Here is a 15,648-nt window from a genome sequence, read left to right as displayed (position 1 = left end):
TACAATTAATACAATATTTTATTAATATAATTTATTATCAAATCTAGTGTATGGCAATCAGGCTACGTTCTGCTCTGATGCTTCGTGAATCTGTTCTCCATCCTGAAATTGGACGTTGTTTACCACCAGGGTCAGCAGGTCAAATCCTCTTAGCCGGTTCCAGCTTTTCTGAGCAGACTGGAGCAGCTTAAATACCATTGACAGGGTGGTTTCTCTCGAACCACACTTCTTTGCGCGTCTGCTTCGTAGCTTCACAGTCGCAAAAGCCGATTCAATCGGCTTTGCCGTTCTTATTGATGCCCAGTGCTCTGACGGGAAGTCGTAGAATGCCAGCAGTTCCGAGACCTGTAGGGTAGACTTTTTCATGGCGTATCATCTCTCTGTTGTTAAAATCATCCACGAAATCAATCAGCAGCATACGCCACCCTCTCCAAAACCTCATACACAGAAATGAGCATAACTCTATTAATCTTTGTCAGCACCCAGACCCACCAGCAACCACCCTCGCGATGCGATCGTGCGCACATCATGAGCCGCTGGCTGGCTTGCGCTTTCGCGTCAGCGGTAGTAGGGTGGCGCCTTGCTCGCCCCATCAAGATTGACGGCGGCGATGACGCATCAACGGCGAGGGACGAGCAATGCGGCTGAAGCGCGTGTCGTGCAGGTATTGCCCACGTCTGCAGGCGGGTGCAGCGGCGTGTGGCAACCAATGTCACGCAGCGGTGAAAAAGTCATTTTCGGCATGTTCCGATAAAAAAGGGCTTAAACGCCTTAAAACAGATTAATACTAAAAAAAACGGCTTTTTTGTTGTAAGCAAAAAGGGTAGTTTAATCGAGTACCGGCCAGGGATCCGCCGGACCAGGTTTCCCTCCTCCCTCGCTCCCGTCGCGGGCTCCGACGGACGACTCGCCGGGCAGTATGGTGAACTTCTCTCCCCTTTTCAGGTCATGGTGCCGACGCTTTCAGCCAGACAGTCATGGTAGGAATTTCGGGTCACAACGCCTCTGCAGGATAGGCTGAGGCAGGTTATGAAATAGAAAATCAAAAGGAGACCGCGTTTGGACAGCAGCACCATTATAAGTTTGTTTATTATAGGTTCGATATTGGTGGGGGGAAGTATCCTGCTCAGCGCCTTTTCCTCACGTCTTGGCATCCCTATTCTGGTGATTTTTCTGGCTATTGGCATGTTGGCAGGAATTGATGGTCTGGGCGGCATTGCATTTGATAATTATCCTGTAGCCTATCTTATCAGTAACCTGGCGCTGGCGGTGATTTTGCTGGATGGCGGTATGCGTACCCGCGCCACCGCCTTTCGCGTCGCACTCTGGCCATCGCTTTCGCTTGCGACGGTGGGGGTCATCATCACCGCCGGTTTAACCGGTATAGCCGCCGCCTGGCTTTTCGGGCTGGATAAAATTGAAGGCATGCTTATCGGCGCCATTGTCGGCTCTACCGATGCCGCGGCGGTGTTCTCGCTGTTGGGCGATAAAGGGTTGAACGAGCGTGTGACCTCCACGCTTGAAATTGAATCAGGCAGTAATGATCCCATGGCGGTGTTTCTGACGATCACGCTTATCGCCATGATTCAAAACGGCCAGATTCACCTTGACTGGCTGTTTTTGGTGCATCTTATCCGCGAGTTCGGCCTTGGCGTGATCTTGGGCCTGGGCGGAGGCTGGCTGTTGCAGCAGGTCATCAACCGCATCACGCTAACCAACGCCCTGTATCCCCTGCTGGCGGTCAGCGGCGGCATCATGATGTTCGCCCTGACCACCGCGCTGGAAGGTAGCGGCATCCTTGCGGTCTATTTGTGTGGCTTTGTGCTGGGCAATCGGCCGATACGCAACCGATACGGTATTTTACAAACGTTCGACGGCATGGCCTGGCTCAGCCAGATTTGCATGTTCCTGGCGCTGGGCCTCCTGGTGACGCCCAGCGATTTGTGGATGATTGCTATTCCGGCGCTCATTTTGTCCCTGTGGCTGATGTTGGTCGCCCGTCCTCTCTCGATTTTTGTCGGTCTGCTGCCGTTTCGCAACTACACCACCCGCGAGCGAGTTTTTCTTTCCTGGGTCGGCCTGCGCGGAGCGGTACCGATCATTCTGGCGGTGTTTCCGATGATGGCGGGCCTGGACAATGCGCACATGTATTTTAATGTCGCCTTCTTTATTGTTCTCATTTCTTTGCTTTTACAGGGCACCTCACTCGGCTTCGCCGCCCGGCTAGCGAAAGTGGTAGTACCGCCGACCGCGTCGCCGATTTCACGCGTGGGGATGGATATTCATCCGGAAAACCCCTGGGAGCAGTTTATATATCAATTGGGAGAGGAAAACTGGTGTGTGGGAGCGGCGCTGCGCGATCTGAAAATGCCCCGCCATACGCGCATCGCTGCCTTGTTTCGCGATAATGTATTGCTTCACCCGACCGCCAACACCCGGCTACGTGAAGGGGATGTGCTTTGCGTCATTGGACGAGAGCGAGATCTCCCCGCACTGGGCAGATTGTTCAGCCAATCGCCGCCCGTCGCGCTGGATCAGCGTTTCTTCGGGGATTTTATTCTGGAAGCCAGCGCGAATTTGCGCGATGTGTCGTCCATTTACGGTCTGGAATTCGCCGGCGAAGTGGATGGTGAACTGACCCTCGGTCAATTTGTCATGGCGTTGCTCGGCGGGGGGGAACCAGTGGTCGGCGATAATGTTGTGGCGGAAGGTGTTGTGTGGACCATCGCGGAAAAGGATGAACAGAAGGTCAGCAAAATCGGCATCAAGATTGCCGACGATCCGGCTTGAAATACCATTAACCCCCGCGCGGTCGGCGCTGACGCGAACGCTTACGGCAAATGACGACCGTCTTCCTCCGTGGAGGGGATGTTAAAAGTGCAAGGTCTTATGCTGGCGTGTCACCACACATTGCGAAACGCGCAGGGTCCGCCGTTTCAGGTCAGTGTTTCTGTGGCATTGTAGACTTTTTCAAGTACCCGCATGGCCACCTGCATATCGCGGGCATCGACATCCTCCAGGATTTCTTTACCCAGCGCATCCGCTTCCGTACGGACTTTTTCGTACAGCGTCTTCCCCTCATCGGTGACCACCAGCAGCTTTTTACGCCGATCGGCGGGGGTGGGAATGCGCAGCACCAGACCGATTTTGACCAGGCGGTCAACCATCGTCACCACTGTCGCCCCCTCAACCCCAAGCCGCTGCGCCAGTTCGCTTTGCGACAGCGGCGACTCCGCACCGGCAATAGCGGCCACCGCAACCCAGCTCGCCTGGCTCAGGCCCAGGTATTTCAGGCGCCGATCGATTGCCATTCGCAGCGCGCGCGAGGTCAAATGCAACATTTTGGAAAAATTTTTATATTCAGTATTCATCAGCCGTATCAGGTAAAGACACTCTATGTTAAAAATTATCACACATTAATTACGAAGACCAACGACACGCGCTTTGCCGGACAAAGAAATTACCCCCCGCTAACAATAGATTAATATTTATTATTAGTAAAATATATAATTATATTATATATATATTTATAATTAAAGTATTATTATGCTTGCCATCCCCTCATGGCGTGGAGTGTAAATGCAAAAGTTTCTTTTTCTTCTCTTATTGCTGGTATTGCTTGGTCCTCTGGGCATTGACCTCTACCTACCGGTTATTCCCCTCATCGCCCACGGGCTCCATACTGATGAATCCCTCATCCAATCGACAATCCCGCTTTTTATTGGTGTCATGGGTATCGGCCAGCTTATTACCGGACCGTTAGTAGACTATTTTGGCCGTCGTCCGCTGGCGCTGGTCGGGGTAGCGTTGTACGGCGCGGGTACCATATTGGCGGCCATGGCGACGACCCCCTGGCTATTTGTTCTGTCGCGTGTACTACAGGGGCTGGCGGTGTGCTGTACCACCGTTGCGTTATTTAGCTGCGTGCGTGACAGGTTGGACGGCGACGATGCTGCCCGCGCCTTCAGCTTTCTTAATGGTACGCTGAATATTGTTCCCGCACTGGCGCCGATGGCAGGGGGGGGCTGGCGGTAAGCTTCGGTTGGCGCGCGCCGTTCTGGGCGTTGGCCGGCTATTCACTGTTGGTCTGGGCGCTGGTGGCGGTCGGCCTGGCGGAAACCCGTCCCGCGGGTACCCGGATGTCAACTACCCTGCCCTTTGTCCGCTATGGGCAGATAGCAGCCCAGCGCCGCTTTATTGTGTTTGCCCTGGTGAATACCGGCGCCATGGCGATGGCGTTGACCTATGTCTCGCTGTCGTCGCAGGTACTCATGGGAGAAGGCGGGCTGTCGCCACTGGGCTTTTCCATGGTGTTTGGCGCCAACGGCTTTTGGATTATGTTGGCAAGCGTCATCGCCAATAGGGTGATTCGTAAAATGGGACGCCCGACGTGTCTGACTCTCGGGACAGTATTGATGGCGCTCGGCAGTCTGACGCTAGTGCTCAGCGTCATGACGGCGCCGACAAGCTGGCAGACGCATTGGCTGAGCTACATGTTACCCGTTGCGACCGCCTGTGCCGGCCTGGCATTTTTAATGGGACCGGCCACGAGCTATGCGCTGGAGCCGTTCGCCGCAGAAGCCGGCGTCGCGTCGGCGCTGAACGGGTTTGTGCAGATGGCCGGCGCCGCCGCGGTTAGCCTATCGATGATGGCGCTGCCGCTGGCGCCGCGCCTGATTCTGGCGCTGGTGATGCTGCTGGGAGCCATTTTTGCCTTCGCGGCCCGACTACGCACGCGCCATGTTGCGCCACGGCTTAGCCGGTTGACGCCTTAAGCCCGGGGGTTATGACATGGTCACGGCGCGCCCGGGCTGACGGCGGCGCGCCTTGCGCGCCATAATAAAGTCAAAGCGCCGCTCAGCGAATTTGCACTGTGACCCGAGGCGCCAGCGCGCTCATCAGTTCATAGCCCAGGGTACCGGCAGACGCCGCCACTTCGTCGATTTTGACGTGATCTCCCCAAAGCTCTACCGCCGAGCCGATACGGGCCTTGGGACAAAGCTGTAAGTCCACCATAAGCATATCCATGGACACCGCACCAAGAGTGCTCGTCCTCACACCGTCGACCAAAATCGGCGTCCCGGTCGGCGCGTGGCGCGGATAGCCATCGGCGTAACCGCAGGCGACGACGCCGACCCGATGCGTCTCGCTCACCCGGTGACGGCCGCCGTAACCGATACGGCCACCTGCCGGCACCGACTGCACAGCAATCAATTCGCTTTGCAGCGTCATCACCGGCCGCAAACCGCTGGCGGCAATATCCTGCCAGTTCCCGCTGGGGGACGCACCATAGAGAATAATGCCGGGCCGCACCCATTGCCCATGGGTCGCGGGGTGCCATAACGTGGCGGCGGAATTTGCCAGACAGCGCGGGCCTGTCAAACCCTCACCCGCGCGCGCCACGACCGCCATTTGCCCCTCAACCCCTTCCGGCATATCCGCATAGGCGAAGTGGCTCATTAACGTCAGGGTCGCCACGTGTTTCAGCGCGTTCAGCGATTGCCATGCACCGGGCAATGCCCGCTCGCTGAAGCCTAGCCGATTCATACCGCTATTAAGTTTCAGGTAGATATCCAGCGGCGCTCGCGGGGTCATCCGTCTTAAAGCCTCGATCTGCCAGTCGCTGTGCACGACTGTGGTCAATCGATAGCGATCGATAACCGCTAAATCCGCCGGCTGAAAAAAACCCTCCAGCAGTAAAATGGGGCCTCGCCAGCCCTTTTCCCGCAGCACTACCGCCTCATGAAGATCCAGCAGCGCAAAACCATCCGTCTGCTGCAACCCTTGCCAAACGGTATTCAGACCATGGCCATAGCCATTGGCTTTGACCACCGACCACACCTGCGCTTGCGGCGCATGGCGGCGGACGATGGATAAATTTGACGCCAGCACCGCGGAATCCACCTTGGCGACAATCGGACGTGGCATGAAAACAGCTCCTTACCTCTACAAAATGGCCGCTGGAGGCGGCCTTAGACCCGCCGCGCAACGGCTACTGCATCAAACCCGGTGCATAACGCGCGACCGAGAGATCGTCATAACGAATCTCCGGTACCCGCGCGCGCTGATAATATCCGCTAAAAGACGTCCCGAACCGCACGCCATTGTCCAGCCAAGGGTACCGTGGCCGGTATTCAGATAGAGATTCCGCAGCGCCGTGGCGCCCACCAGCGGCATGCCGTCCGGCGTCATCGGCCGCAGGCCGGTCCAGAACGTCGCCTGGTCAATATGTCCCCCCGCGGGAAATAAATCTCGTACCACCGTTTCCAGCGTCAGCCGACGTTTTGCCAGCAGATCGGTATTAAAACCGGTAATTTCCACCATCCCGCCTACCCGAATACGCCGATCGAAGCGGGTGATGTAGACACCGGCGCACCCTGTTCATCCGCCAATGGGATTGTCAGCGAATATCCCTTCAGCGGATAAACCGGAATTGACACGACGTCTTGTAGCATCGCAGTGGAATAGGATCCCAGCGCCATCACGTACGCATCAGCGCACAGGATGTCACTCCCGCAGCTCACGCCATCAATACGGTCACCATTGCGCACCAGCGCGTCGATAGAACAGTTATAACGGAACTCAATGCCCTTTTCTGCCGCCATGGCAACAAGATGGCCGGTGAATAACTGACAATCGCCGGTTTCATCGTTCGGCAGGCGTAAACCGCCGGAAAGCTTGTGAGCAACGCCCGCCAGCGCCGGCTCGGCATTGACCAGTTGGTTGGCTTCCAGCAACGCATAGGGTACGCCTTCAGCGTGCAATACCGCAATATCTCGTTGCGCGTTAGCGAATTGCCTTTCGCTACGAAACAGTTGCAACGTGCCGCCCTGCCGGCCTTCATACTGAATACCGGTTTCGTTACGCAGCGCTTTTAAACAATCGCGGCTATATTCCGCCAGCCGTACCATGCGGCTTTTATTAATATAATAATGTCGGCTATCGCAATTGCGCAGCATTTGCCACATCCAGCGTAATTGCGCCCCGTCAGCATGCCATCTGACGGCCAGCGGCGCATGGCGCTGAAACATCCATTTAATGAAAAAACTGATTTAATCATACAAAGTGACTAGAAGCGGGATAAAATAGCATTAATATCTTGTCGGCCATTATTTTGCAGCATGAAAAACCCTATCCATGGTCACCTATTGCCACAACAGACGACCCGCCGTCGATCACGGTGATAAGAATTTAATATGGACTAACGGAAAAGGAAACGAATATTTCCCTTTTACACCCCGCCGCGACTCTGAGTTTCCCCCCGTCCAGTGACCCCTCATGGCGCAATCGACACGACGTGGGGCTGTCACGGGCGGTGCCGCGCAGGCAACGCGTAGCGGGCGCCTGCTGCATAACCGGCACGACCTTTTGCGTCCCGCGGCCTTTCACTTGTCCATGTTCACGCCCTTTGCAGCAGTTCAGCCCAGGCCGCGCCGTAACGCACCGCATAGGGCTTGGCACGCCCCGCTACCGGGGACGAAGCGCGAATATCACCACGCGCTCGTCTGCCCTAAACAAGGGATTGCCCTATCGCATCATTCGCGATTTTCATCTTGCGCTAGGAATAATAATAAGACAGCATGATCTCGTACTGTCTGTAACGATGAGGTGCGCTGATGACTATGTCTATTAATGAACGATCACCTTCTGCCACATGTCTTAGCGATGGACCGGATTGGACATTTGAACTGCTCCAGCAATATCTCGATGAAATTGACCGGGTAGCCAAACATTATCGGCTGGACACCTATCCCCATCAAATAGAAGTTATCACTTCCGAACAAATGATGGATGCCTACTCCAGCGTGGGTATGCCTATCAATTACACCCACTGGTCTTTCGGCAAGAAGTTCATTGAAACCGAACAGCGCTATAAGCACGGCCAACAGGGATTGGCCTATGAGATTGTGATTAACTCCAATCCTTGTATCGCCTATCTGATGGAAGAAAACACTATAACCATGCAGGCGCTGGTCATGGCCCATGCCTGTTACGGGCACAACTCGTTTTTCAAAAACAATTATCTTTTTCGCAGTTGGACTGACGCCAGCTCCATTGTCGACTACCTGATTTTCGCCCGCAACTATATTACCAAATGCGAAGAGCGTTACGGCGTCGAGCAGGTTGAACAATTGCTGGACTCCTGCCATGCACTGATAAATCACGGCGTCGACCGCTATAAACGCCCGCAGAAGATCTCGCTGCAGAACGAAAAATCCCGGCAAAAAAGCCGTGAAGAATATTTACAAAGTCAGGTCAATGAACTGTGGCGTACACTGCCACGCAGGGAAAAGGAAGAAGTGCAGGAACAGAGTTTGCGCTATCCCCAGGAACCGCAGGAAAACCTGCTGTACTTTATGGAGAAAAACGCGCCGTTGCTCGAACCCTGGCAGCGGGAAATATTACGCATCGTGCGTAAAGTCAGCCAGTATTTTTACCCACAAAAACAGACCCAGGTGATGAATGAAGGGTGGGCCACCTTCTGGCACTATACCATTCTTAATCACCTGTACGATGAAGGCAAAGTCAGCGACAGGTTTATGCTGGAGTTTTTGCACAGCCATACCAATGTCGTCTACCAACCGTCCTATAACAGCCCGTATTACAACGGTATCAATCCCTATGCGCTAGGCTTCGCCATGTTCCAGGACATTAAGCGTATTTGCCAATCGCCCACCGCGGAAGATCGGCGCTGGTTCCCCGACATCGCCGGCAGCGATTGGCTGGAAACCGTGCATTTCGCCATGCACAATTTCAAGGATGAAAGTTTTATCAGTCAATTCCTGTCGCCGAAAGTGATGCGAGATTTTCGCTTGTTTACGGTGCTTGACGACGATCATAACAATTATCTGGAAATTGTGGCTATTCATAACGAGGAGGGGTATCAGGCGCTACGCCAAGAGCTCTCCTCGCAGTACAATTTGAGTAACCTGGAACCGGATATTCAGATCTGGAATGTGGATCTGCGTGGCGATCGCTCGCTGACGCTGCGCTATACGCCGCAAAATCGCGCGCCGCTAGCGAAAAGCCGCCGTGAAGTAATGAAGCATATCCACCGGCTGTGGAACTTCGACGTCTACATGGAGCAAGTCAACGACGAGGGGAATGTCGAGCTTATCGAACATTGCCAGCCACGCCAGCCGCCGCTTTAGCCCACTTCGACCGGCCGCCGTCCGTCCCGGGGCGGCGCCCAGGCATCGCCGGCAGTCATGTGCCGACAATATCCTTAGGCATAGCGGATTGCATAGCGTTCCAGATATCCCAGCTTTCTTTACCGTAGCGACGCACCAGCTCAATAACCTGATCATAAAGTCCCACGCGACACAGCGTCGCCAGCTGGCTATAAAAATTGCGGGCCAGCTCGCGCGCCTGGGGATTCGTGAAATAATAATGCCCCGCCCGCAAATAAAGCCCTTTCAGACCGTTAATGATCAGTCCATAAATAGGATTGCCTGAGGCAAATGCCAACCCGTGGAAAATACGGCAGTCCATTTCGCTAAACGCATAGGCCTTATCGACTTCTGCCTTATCATCCACCGTCGACGCCTACGAGAGCACCGCCTGCGCTTTGTCGGGATATAGCGATACCGCCAGACGAATAAAAATCGCGGCGATATTGGTACGCACCGACAGTAAATTATCGATGAGCTGAGGCACGCTGTCATGGTCAAGCCGCGCCAGTGTTTCCAGGATATTCAGGCCCTATGTTTCCCAGACATTATTCACCTGCGTCGGCTTACCGTGCTGGATCTTAAGCCAGCCGTCACGGGCCAATCGCTGCAGCACCTCCCGCAGCGTAGTACGGGTGACGCCGATGAGATCGGAAAGTTTCCGTTCCGCGTGCAGGATGGAGACAGGCGGGAAGCGATTGTTCCAGATGCTTTCAATCAGAAACTCCTCCGCGAAACCGGCAGGACTTTGCGCTTCGATGACCATATTCGTTTGTTCCATAACAGCTTAACCATCCACATGCCTGTCACCCTTCCGAACGGGCGCGGTGACGCCATCATGAACAAGCGGCATATTTTCTCGCCCGCCGCCGGCAGACTATAACCCATCTGCCACTTATGGTGATAGGCAGCCAAAAGAGCGCTTTTTTACGGTCCCGGCGCGCGTGCTAACCTCAATAATAGTAAAACGGCGCGGCCTCAGGCATGCGGCTGGCGGAAAAGACGCTGGTTTCTGTTGTTTTTTGATTTAGAATGCTCGTTTCACGCCACTTAACTGTTCTGGACACTCTTTATGATGCGATCGTTAAACCGCTGCTCCAAACATCGCGCAGCCTGGTTACTATTGGCACTCACCACCTTCTCGCTGGAACTGGTCGCGCTTTATTTTCAGCATGTTATGCTGCTCAAACCCTGCGTTTTGTGTGTATATCAACGTTGTGCTCTGTATGGCGTCGTTGCCGCCGGGCTGGTGGGCGCCATCGCCCCCGCGACGCCGCTGCGTTTCTCCGGCCTGGCAATATGGTTGTATAGCGCTTGGGAGGGCCTGCAGCTGGCGATGAAACACACCGATATTCAACTGCATCCCTCCCCGTTCGTCACCTGCGACTTTTTTGTCAGTTTTCCTGCCTGGCTACCGTTGGATAAGTGGCTTCCGTCGGTCTTCAGCGCCAGCGGTGACTGCGCCGTCCGCCAATGGCATTTCCTGTCGCTGGAAATGCCGCAATGGATGATCGTCATCTTCGGCGCCTATCTGGCGGTCGCGGTACTCATTTTGCTTGCGCAATTCTTCCCCCCGCGCAAACGCGACCTTTTTTCACGCTGATGACGGCACGACGGCGTTACTACGCCGTCACACGCAGGCCATCGCTCCCCGGCGAGCGGATTATCTCGCCGCTTTCGATAATCGTTTCTGCACGTTGCGCAAACTGGCTTTGCCAGTCCCTGAAAACAGTCAAACAGAAGGGTAAGTAAGATATAATATACAGAGCGCGGCTTATAGCAGCCGCCGTGCGTTTTAATCCTCAGCGACTATTACTTCAAAATTTGCTCAGTGTTTTCCTCCCTCTTCATGCAGCAAGACTCAACGTAAAGATAAATGGCCCAGGTCTATTAGAAAATCAATAAGTCATTGCTTGGTCTATCGCGCCTCCGGCGGCGGTCGTTGAGGTTATCGTGAGCCCGGGTTGCGATAATGGCGTCTATGATGTTTGGCTTTCATCTAATCCTTCGTCACCTCAACAGGGGAAGAATATGAACACTATTCCAGACGGCACATAATATAGACGAGGAGCAGTGTACCTCACCCTCCTCAAGCCCCCAGGGCAGCACCCCTCAACTAAGCCATGCCGGCTTAACGAATTAAAGGAGCTTACCCCTGGAGAAGTCGAACAGCTTGAGTCATATCCCGACCTGGCACGATACCCATTCCAGGCATTGTCTTTGACGGCATCGCCGGATAATAACGCCTCGCCGACGGCCGCTAGCCACCATTATCGCGTCCCAGACAAAATTGTCTCATTGTTAAAGAAAATTGACCGGGCACCTCATCCGTTCATTGCCACCGTAGATTAAGCTTGCAAAGAAAGAAGCAACTGTCTTAAACGATAAAATTATAGAGAAACGTGATGGTACGATTCATCCCACTCTTCGTTCTTTCTGAGCATCGCGTTCAGGATAGTCAGAAGTTTACGTATACAGGCAACCAGAGCGACTTTTTTGGCTTTTCCCGCTGCAAGCAGCCACGTATAAAATGCTTTTATCACCGGATTAAAGCGGGTTGCGATAAGTGCGGCGATATAAAGCGCTGTTCGGACTCCGCCCCTTCCGCCAAAGATGGTTCGCCGGCCCCGCATGGTACCCGAGTCCCGGTTTATGGGAGCAACGCCTACAAGCGCGCTGGATGGCTCGTCTCGAGAGGCTACCCAGGTCGGAAACCTCCGCCAGCAACGCTGCAACCGTCATCGTACCAACCCCTTTAATACTGCTCAGTCTGGCAGCCAGCTCTTTGATGATGATATTGATACTTTTTCTGCTCTGTGGATGAACGGGATAAAGACGGTTACGCTCAGCAATCAACATCGCTGTTAGCTGGCGTCGGCGCACTACCATCGCAGCAAGAACCTGACGCTCCGCATCCAGCATGGCACGGATAAAGCGTTCCCGCCCTGGATGTCGATTAATGACCTCCGCCATTTGTGCAAGCACCCGTACATTAATACGGTCCGTTTTTGCCAGATAGCCCATAGTGCGGGCAAAGTCACGAGCCTGTCTGGGATTGACCACCGCGACGTCAAAGCCTTCAGCCTGAAACAAGCAGGCCACGGCAGCTTCAAGTCCACCAGTGGCCTCTATCAGAACCAACACCACCGGATACTTTCTCAGTTCATCAGTAATAGCATCAAAACCGTCCGTCAGAGTCATTACTGACCGTAAACTGAGCAATATCACTGCTGGCAGCAATGTCCAGTGTCGCTTTAGAAACATCAATTCCCACAAAAAGTGGATTTGGCAGACTCATTATTACCCATCCTTGCAAATACGTTATGGAGTACGGACAACTGTTCGGGTTTCAGATGAGTGGCTCAGTATAGGCGTCATTAGCTTCTCTACGGGCTATAAACCCTGGGATGAATCAGACTACATACACCTTGCCAAATCTATTCGTCACCATGCTAACTAAGGTACAAGGATACAAAATGCATTAATGAAGCTTATGAGAGGATGACCTATTGCATGGATGCACATTATAACTGCTTACGCCGACGAGACAGGTTACTTTTTGATTGTAACTTGATGAATGAAAAAATCAGATTGCTTAAAAAGGATATGCAGCTAAAACGCAACGACTGGCCACCGCTAGACGTCGTCGCTTACAGCAGCGCCAACGGTGAAAATACCGCCCGTGCCAGCGGTAGTCATCACGACAATCCCGCTATCCATTACCCAAGCGCTCATGTTGTCATTCCCTCATACCCCATCACCGAGCTCTGAAACGTTGACCACACCAATGCCGCGGCAACGAATTCCGTGTAGCACCTAGAGAGCCCAAAGCGGGCCGGAAAACGGGCTGGACGTTTAGCCGTTAGCCCAATCAGGTTTGTTGAGGATATGGTCCTCCCAGTCGATGACCTCGCTTTCCCGGACCGCGATATGGCGCACCGAAATTCGCTCGCCGTGCATCGCGGACTTGGAGCCACTGAGTAGAGGATGCCAGTACGGTAAGGGTTTGCCTTCACTATGCAGCCGATAGGCGCAGGTGGGAGGTAACCAGTTAAAGGTCGCCAGGTTTTTCCGGGTCAATTTGATGCAGTCCGGCTCATAAGCAAAACGGTTGGCGTAATGCCGACACTGACAGGTTTTCAAATTAAGCTGATCACAGGCGACATTGGTGAAATAAATTTCATCGGTATCGGCATCGATCAATTTATTCAGACAACAGCGCCCACAACCATCGCACAGGGACTCCCACTCCTCATCGGACATTTCGGCCAGTGTTTTGGTCTGCCAAAAGGAGCGTTCAGGCATGATGGTCTCCGTAACGTTAAGCAAGGGGGCGTTATATAATGCTTTTCCCCCCGGATGCAACTTTTTTCGTGCCGGCCGAGGGGCGCCGCTCGGCCGTGCCTGGCGCGGAGGCTAAATCACCCGCGTGGTAAGCTGATGCTGATTCAGGCTCAACACCAGCACATCGCCGGGCTTAAATGGATCATGTCGCGGGTATTTCCCCGTTGCCGCACCTGATCGTTGACGGTCAGCGTCAATTCCGCCTGCTGTGGATCGCCGAATTTTGTCGCCGGAATGAAGCAGGAAATCGGGCAGGCGCCATCGAAGCCTTTCGCTTTTTCCCACGGCTGTCCCGCTTTTTTGAACTGCGCCTGCAGATCGCGCAGCGTCAAACCCAGCGCAACGCCTACGCCAGCGATACCTTGCGCCACCTGTTGTTCGTGTGCTAGTTTCAACGGCGCGCCAATTAAAATAGCCAACTCTACCTCATGATGCACTTCACCCAGATCGGCCGGAATGACGATAGGCTGTCGAATATCGCACAGTGAAGTTTCAGGCTTGATAAACAGCACCGGTTCACTGGGAGTGGCGCTGCCCATTTTTTTAATATGGTTTCGATAATTACTGCCGACGCATACCACCTTACTGACGGGATAATCCAGCAGTGCACCCTGCCAATTTCTATGCTGATACATTGCTCTCTTTTGCAATCGTTAACACCCTGTTTACCTGATTAACGTTGTTATTATACGCCAGACAACACAAAGGGGTAGCCCCCTGGTGCTTTTCTTATGCCCAGGTAATGAGCGAGGCAGCCCACTATGGCGCCCTGCGGTCCCACAAGCTAACCTTAACCAACCGCACATCCCCAGATCATCAAGCGTGTTAACGCCCCTGTTCTTTAACGGCATTAAAACCCCGGGGTTGATTTTAGTTTAGTGACAGCGTCACTTATACGATGCACAATACCGCTACATTGACAGAACAACACGGGGCAATGCGGCTATAGACAAACGGCAAAATCACTTGAGGCATAATTGATTCAGCCGCCAGGGTGCGAGGGTTGTTATTCTGACGCCAAGATACATGGGTCAATGATCAGGTTTTTTTCGGCGCGCTGATGCTGGGCCAATAAACTTTCTACCGGAGGGGGGACTTGAAGATAGAACCCCTGCTCCTTAAATAATTCTTTTACTTTTCCTGTATCCGCCGAAGCCAGTTTTTTGCTACCGTCTAGGGGCAAAATCATTGAGAATAGGGGTTTGCCGAAGTGTGCCATTAAGTCGGCCGGGACGCGGTAAAAATCCTCTCGTCTTTCGACAAACAGATAGGTTTGATCCTGTTTTGAACTTCGATAGATCACACAAAACATATTTTTTACTCTATTAACGTGGTCTGGTGTCTTGCCTGTATATAGCGGTAACTATAACATGCATGCAGTACTACGGAATATCGCCTCCCGTGACGAAACGGGAAATACACGTGCTAAGACTGAGTCAGGATAGATGTCGCAAACGCCAATTGAGTTGAAAGGCAGTAATTTTACTTTATCGGTAATTCATGTGCATGATGCTCAGCCAGAGGAAATCCGTCGGGCGATAGAGGAAAAAGTCGAAAAAGCACCTGGATTTTTAAAAAATGCGCCGGTGGTCATCAACGTCGCCGGTCTTGGTCGTGACACCTCCTGGGAGGCGCTGTCGCAGGCGGTGCTGGCCACCGGTCTGCACATCGTCGGCGTCAGCGGTTGCAGCGACAGTAAGCTTAAACAGGCGATCGTGCGCAGCGGGTTGCCTCTGCTGACCGAAGGTAAAGCGCCGAAGCGCAGCGTCGACGCAACACCCGCCCTGGCGGCGGTCAAAACACGGCTTATCAACACGCCGGTGCGCTCCGGGCAACAAATTTACGCCCGCAGTAGCAATCTGATCGTCACCAGCAGCGTCAGCGCCGGCGCCGAGCTTATTGCCGATGGCAATATACATATTTATGGCATGATGCGGGGTCGCGCGCTGGCCGGTGCGTCGGGGGACGGAGAGTGCCAAATTTTCTGCACCCATCTCTCTCCCGAACTCATATCTATTGCTGGCCAGTATTGGCTGAGCGATCAAATTCCGGCCGCGCTTTTAGGCAAAGCCGCGCGTTTATGTCTGCAAGACGGCACGCTTACCATTCATCCTTTAATTTAGCCCTTGACAAG

9 protein-coding genes and 6 pseudogenes are annotated in these 15,648 nt (G+C 53.6%); 6 read left to right on the top strand and 9 right to left on the bottom strand.

The genetic code is table 11. The annotated features are described in order from the left end of the window. Positions 1-57 precede the first annotated feature (57 nt). Positions 58-369, bottom strand: a pseudogene (locus tag SGP1_RS11820) (transposase); the annotation flags it as partial. A 690-nt stretch (positions 370-1,059) separates the two neighbouring features. On the opposite strand from SGP1_RS11820, the gene SGP1_RS11815 reads away from it, so the two are divergent. Continuing rightward, positions 1,060-2,790 carry a potassium/proton antiporter gene (locus SGP1_RS11815; RefSeq protein WP_011411171.1) on the top strand — a complete coding sequence of 577 codons (1,731 nt, stop codon included), beginning with the start codon at positions 1,060-1,062 and terminating at the stop codon, positions 2,788-2,790. A gap of 146 nt (positions 2,791-2,936) precedes the next feature. On the opposite strand, the gene SGP1_RS11810 is transcribed toward SGP1_RS11815, so the two are convergent. Further along, entirely contained in the window at positions 2,937-3,371 is a 435-nt protein-coding gene (locus SGP1_RS11810; protein WP_041867523.1) for a MarR family winged helix-turn-helix transcriptional regulator, read from the bottom strand. A gap of 208 nt (positions 3,372-3,579) precedes the next feature. On the opposite strand from SGP1_RS11810, the pseudogene SGP1_RS11805 reads away from it, so the two are divergent. Beyond that, positions 3,580-4,775, top strand: a pseudogene (locus SGP1_RS11805) (multidrug effflux MFS transporter). An 82-nt stretch (positions 4,776-4,857) separates the two neighbouring features. Here the strand turns inward: SGP1_RS11805 and dadX are convergent. Continuing rightward, on the bottom strand, positions 4,858-5,928 hold the full coding sequence (gene dadX / locus SGP1_RS11800) for a catabolic alanine racemase DadX (RefSeq protein ID WP_011411170.1): 1,071 nt from the start codon (positions 5,926-5,928) through the stop codon (positions 4,858-4,860). A 64-nt stretch (positions 5,929-5,992) separates the two neighbouring features. Continuing rightward, positions 5,993-7,040: pseudogene (locus SGP1_RS11795) on the bottom strand (D-amino acid dehydrogenase); the annotation flags it as partial. Between the two features lie 576 nt (positions 7,041-7,616). Here SGP1_RS11795 and SGP1_RS11790 point away from each other — a divergent pair. Then, the gene (locus tag SGP1_RS11790) at positions 7,617-9,152 is read left to right on the top strand and encodes a SpoVR family protein (RefSeq protein ID WP_011411169.1); all 1,536 of its coding nucleotides are present in this window, start codon (positions 7,617-7,619) and stop codon (positions 9,150-9,152) included. 55 nt (positions 9,153-9,207) lie between these two features. On the opposite strand, the pseudogene fadR reads toward SGP1_RS11790, so the two are convergent. Continuing rightward, a pseudogene (fadR, locus tag SGP1_RS11785) lies at positions 9,208-9,936 on the bottom strand (fatty acid metabolism transcriptional regulator FadR). Between the two features lie 306 nt (positions 9,937-10,242). On the opposite strand from fadR, the gene dsbB reads away from it, so the two are divergent. Further along, complete coding sequence (gene dsbB, locus SGP1_RS11780; RefSeq protein ID WP_011411168.1) at positions 10,243-10,773, top strand: disulfide bond formation protein DsbB; 531 nt, start codon at positions 10,243-10,245, stop codon at positions 10,771-10,773. 787 nt (positions 10,774-11,560) lie between these two features. On the opposite strand, the pseudogene SGP1_RS11775 reads toward dsbB, so the two are convergent. Further along, positions 11,561-12,468, bottom strand: a pseudogene (locus SGP1_RS11775) (IS110 family transposase). A 308-nt stretch (positions 12,469-12,776) separates the two neighbouring features. Between SGP1_RS11775 and SGP1_RS30760 the strand changes: the two are divergent. Continuing rightward, positions 12,777-12,941, top strand: coding sequence for a hypothetical protein (locus tag SGP1_RS30760; protein ID WP_158302380.1), 165 nt, complete (start codon positions 12,777-12,779; stop codon positions 12,939-12,941). Positions 12,942-13,025: 84 nt separating this feature from the next. Here the strand turns inward: SGP1_RS30760 and SGP1_RS11765 are convergent, their stop codons facing one another. The 3 genes and pseudogenes from SGP1_RS11765 to SGP1_RS11755 all read right to left on the bottom strand — a co-directional run bounded on the left by SGP1_RS11765 (position 13,026) and on the right by SGP1_RS11755 (position 14,826). Next, positions 13,026-13,475, bottom strand: a complete 450-nt coding sequence (locus tag SGP1_RS11765) for a YcgN family cysteine cluster protein (RefSeq protein ID WP_011411167.1) — start codon at positions 13,473-13,475, stop codon at positions 13,026-13,028. 176 nt (positions 13,476-13,651) lie between these two features. After that, positions 13,652-14,149, bottom strand: a pseudogene (locus SGP1_RS11760) (fumarylacetoacetate hydrolase family protein); the annotation flags it as partial. Positions 14,150-14,520: 371 nt separating this feature from the next. After that, the gene (locus SGP1_RS11755) at positions 14,521-14,826 is read right to left on the bottom strand and encodes a YcgL domain-containing protein (protein ID WP_011411165.1); all 306 of its coding nucleotides are present in this window, start codon (positions 14,824-14,826) and stop codon (positions 14,521-14,523) included. Positions 14,827-14,959: 133 nt separating this feature from the next. Here SGP1_RS11755 and minC point away from each other — a divergent pair, with 133 nt between their 5' ends. Then, positions 14,960-15,637, top strand: coding sequence for a septum site-determining protein MinC (minC, locus tag SGP1_RS11750; RefSeq protein WP_011411164.1), 678 nt, complete (start codon positions 14,960-14,962; stop codon positions 15,635-15,637). The last annotated feature ends 11 nt before the right edge of the window (positions 15,638-15,648 follow it).

Origin of the sequence: Sodalis glossinidius str. 'morsitans' (assembly GCF_000010085.1) — a bacterium.
Lineage (GTDB): Bacteria > Pseudomonadota > Gammaproteobacteria > Enterobacterales > Enterobacteriaceae > Sodalis > Sodalis glossinidius.
Note: the sequence above shows the minus strand (reverse complement) of the source record. Positions and strands in the feature narration are given on the sequence as shown.

What these genes read in the sequence shown, in the direction of transcription:
- SGP1_RS11810 (WP_041867523.1), bottom strand. Translation starts at nt 3,371, where the DNA reads ATGAATACTGAATATAAAAATTTTTCCAAAATGTTGCATTTGACCTCG.
- dadX (WP_011411170.1), bottom strand. Translation starts at nt 5,928, where the DNA reads ATGCCACGTCCGATTGTCGCCAAGGTGGATTCCGCGGTGCTGGCGTCA.
- SGP1_RS11790 (WP_011411169.1), top strand. Translation starts at nt 7,617, where the DNA reads ATGACTATGTCTATTAATGAACGATCACCTTCTGCCACATGTCTTAGC.
- dsbB (WP_011411168.1), top strand. Translation starts at nt 10,243, where the DNA reads ATGATGCGATCGTTAAACCGCTGCTCCAAACATCGCGCAGCCTGGTTA.
- SGP1_RS30760 (WP_158302380.1), top strand. Translation starts at nt 12,777, where the DNA reads ATGCAGCTAAAACGCAACGACTGGCCACCGCTAGACGTCGTCGCTTAC.
- SGP1_RS11765 (WP_011411167.1), bottom strand. Translation starts at nt 13,475, where the DNA reads ATGCCTGAACGCTCCTTTTGGCAGACCAAAACACTGGCCGAAATGTCC.
- SGP1_RS11755 (WP_011411165.1), bottom strand. Translation starts at nt 14,826, where the DNA reads ATGTTTTGTGTGATCTATCGAAGTTCAAAACAGGATCAAACCTATCTG.
- minC (WP_011411164.1), top strand. Translation starts at nt 14,960, where the DNA reads ATGTCGCAAACGCCAATTGAGTTGAAAGGCAGTAATTTTACTTTATCG.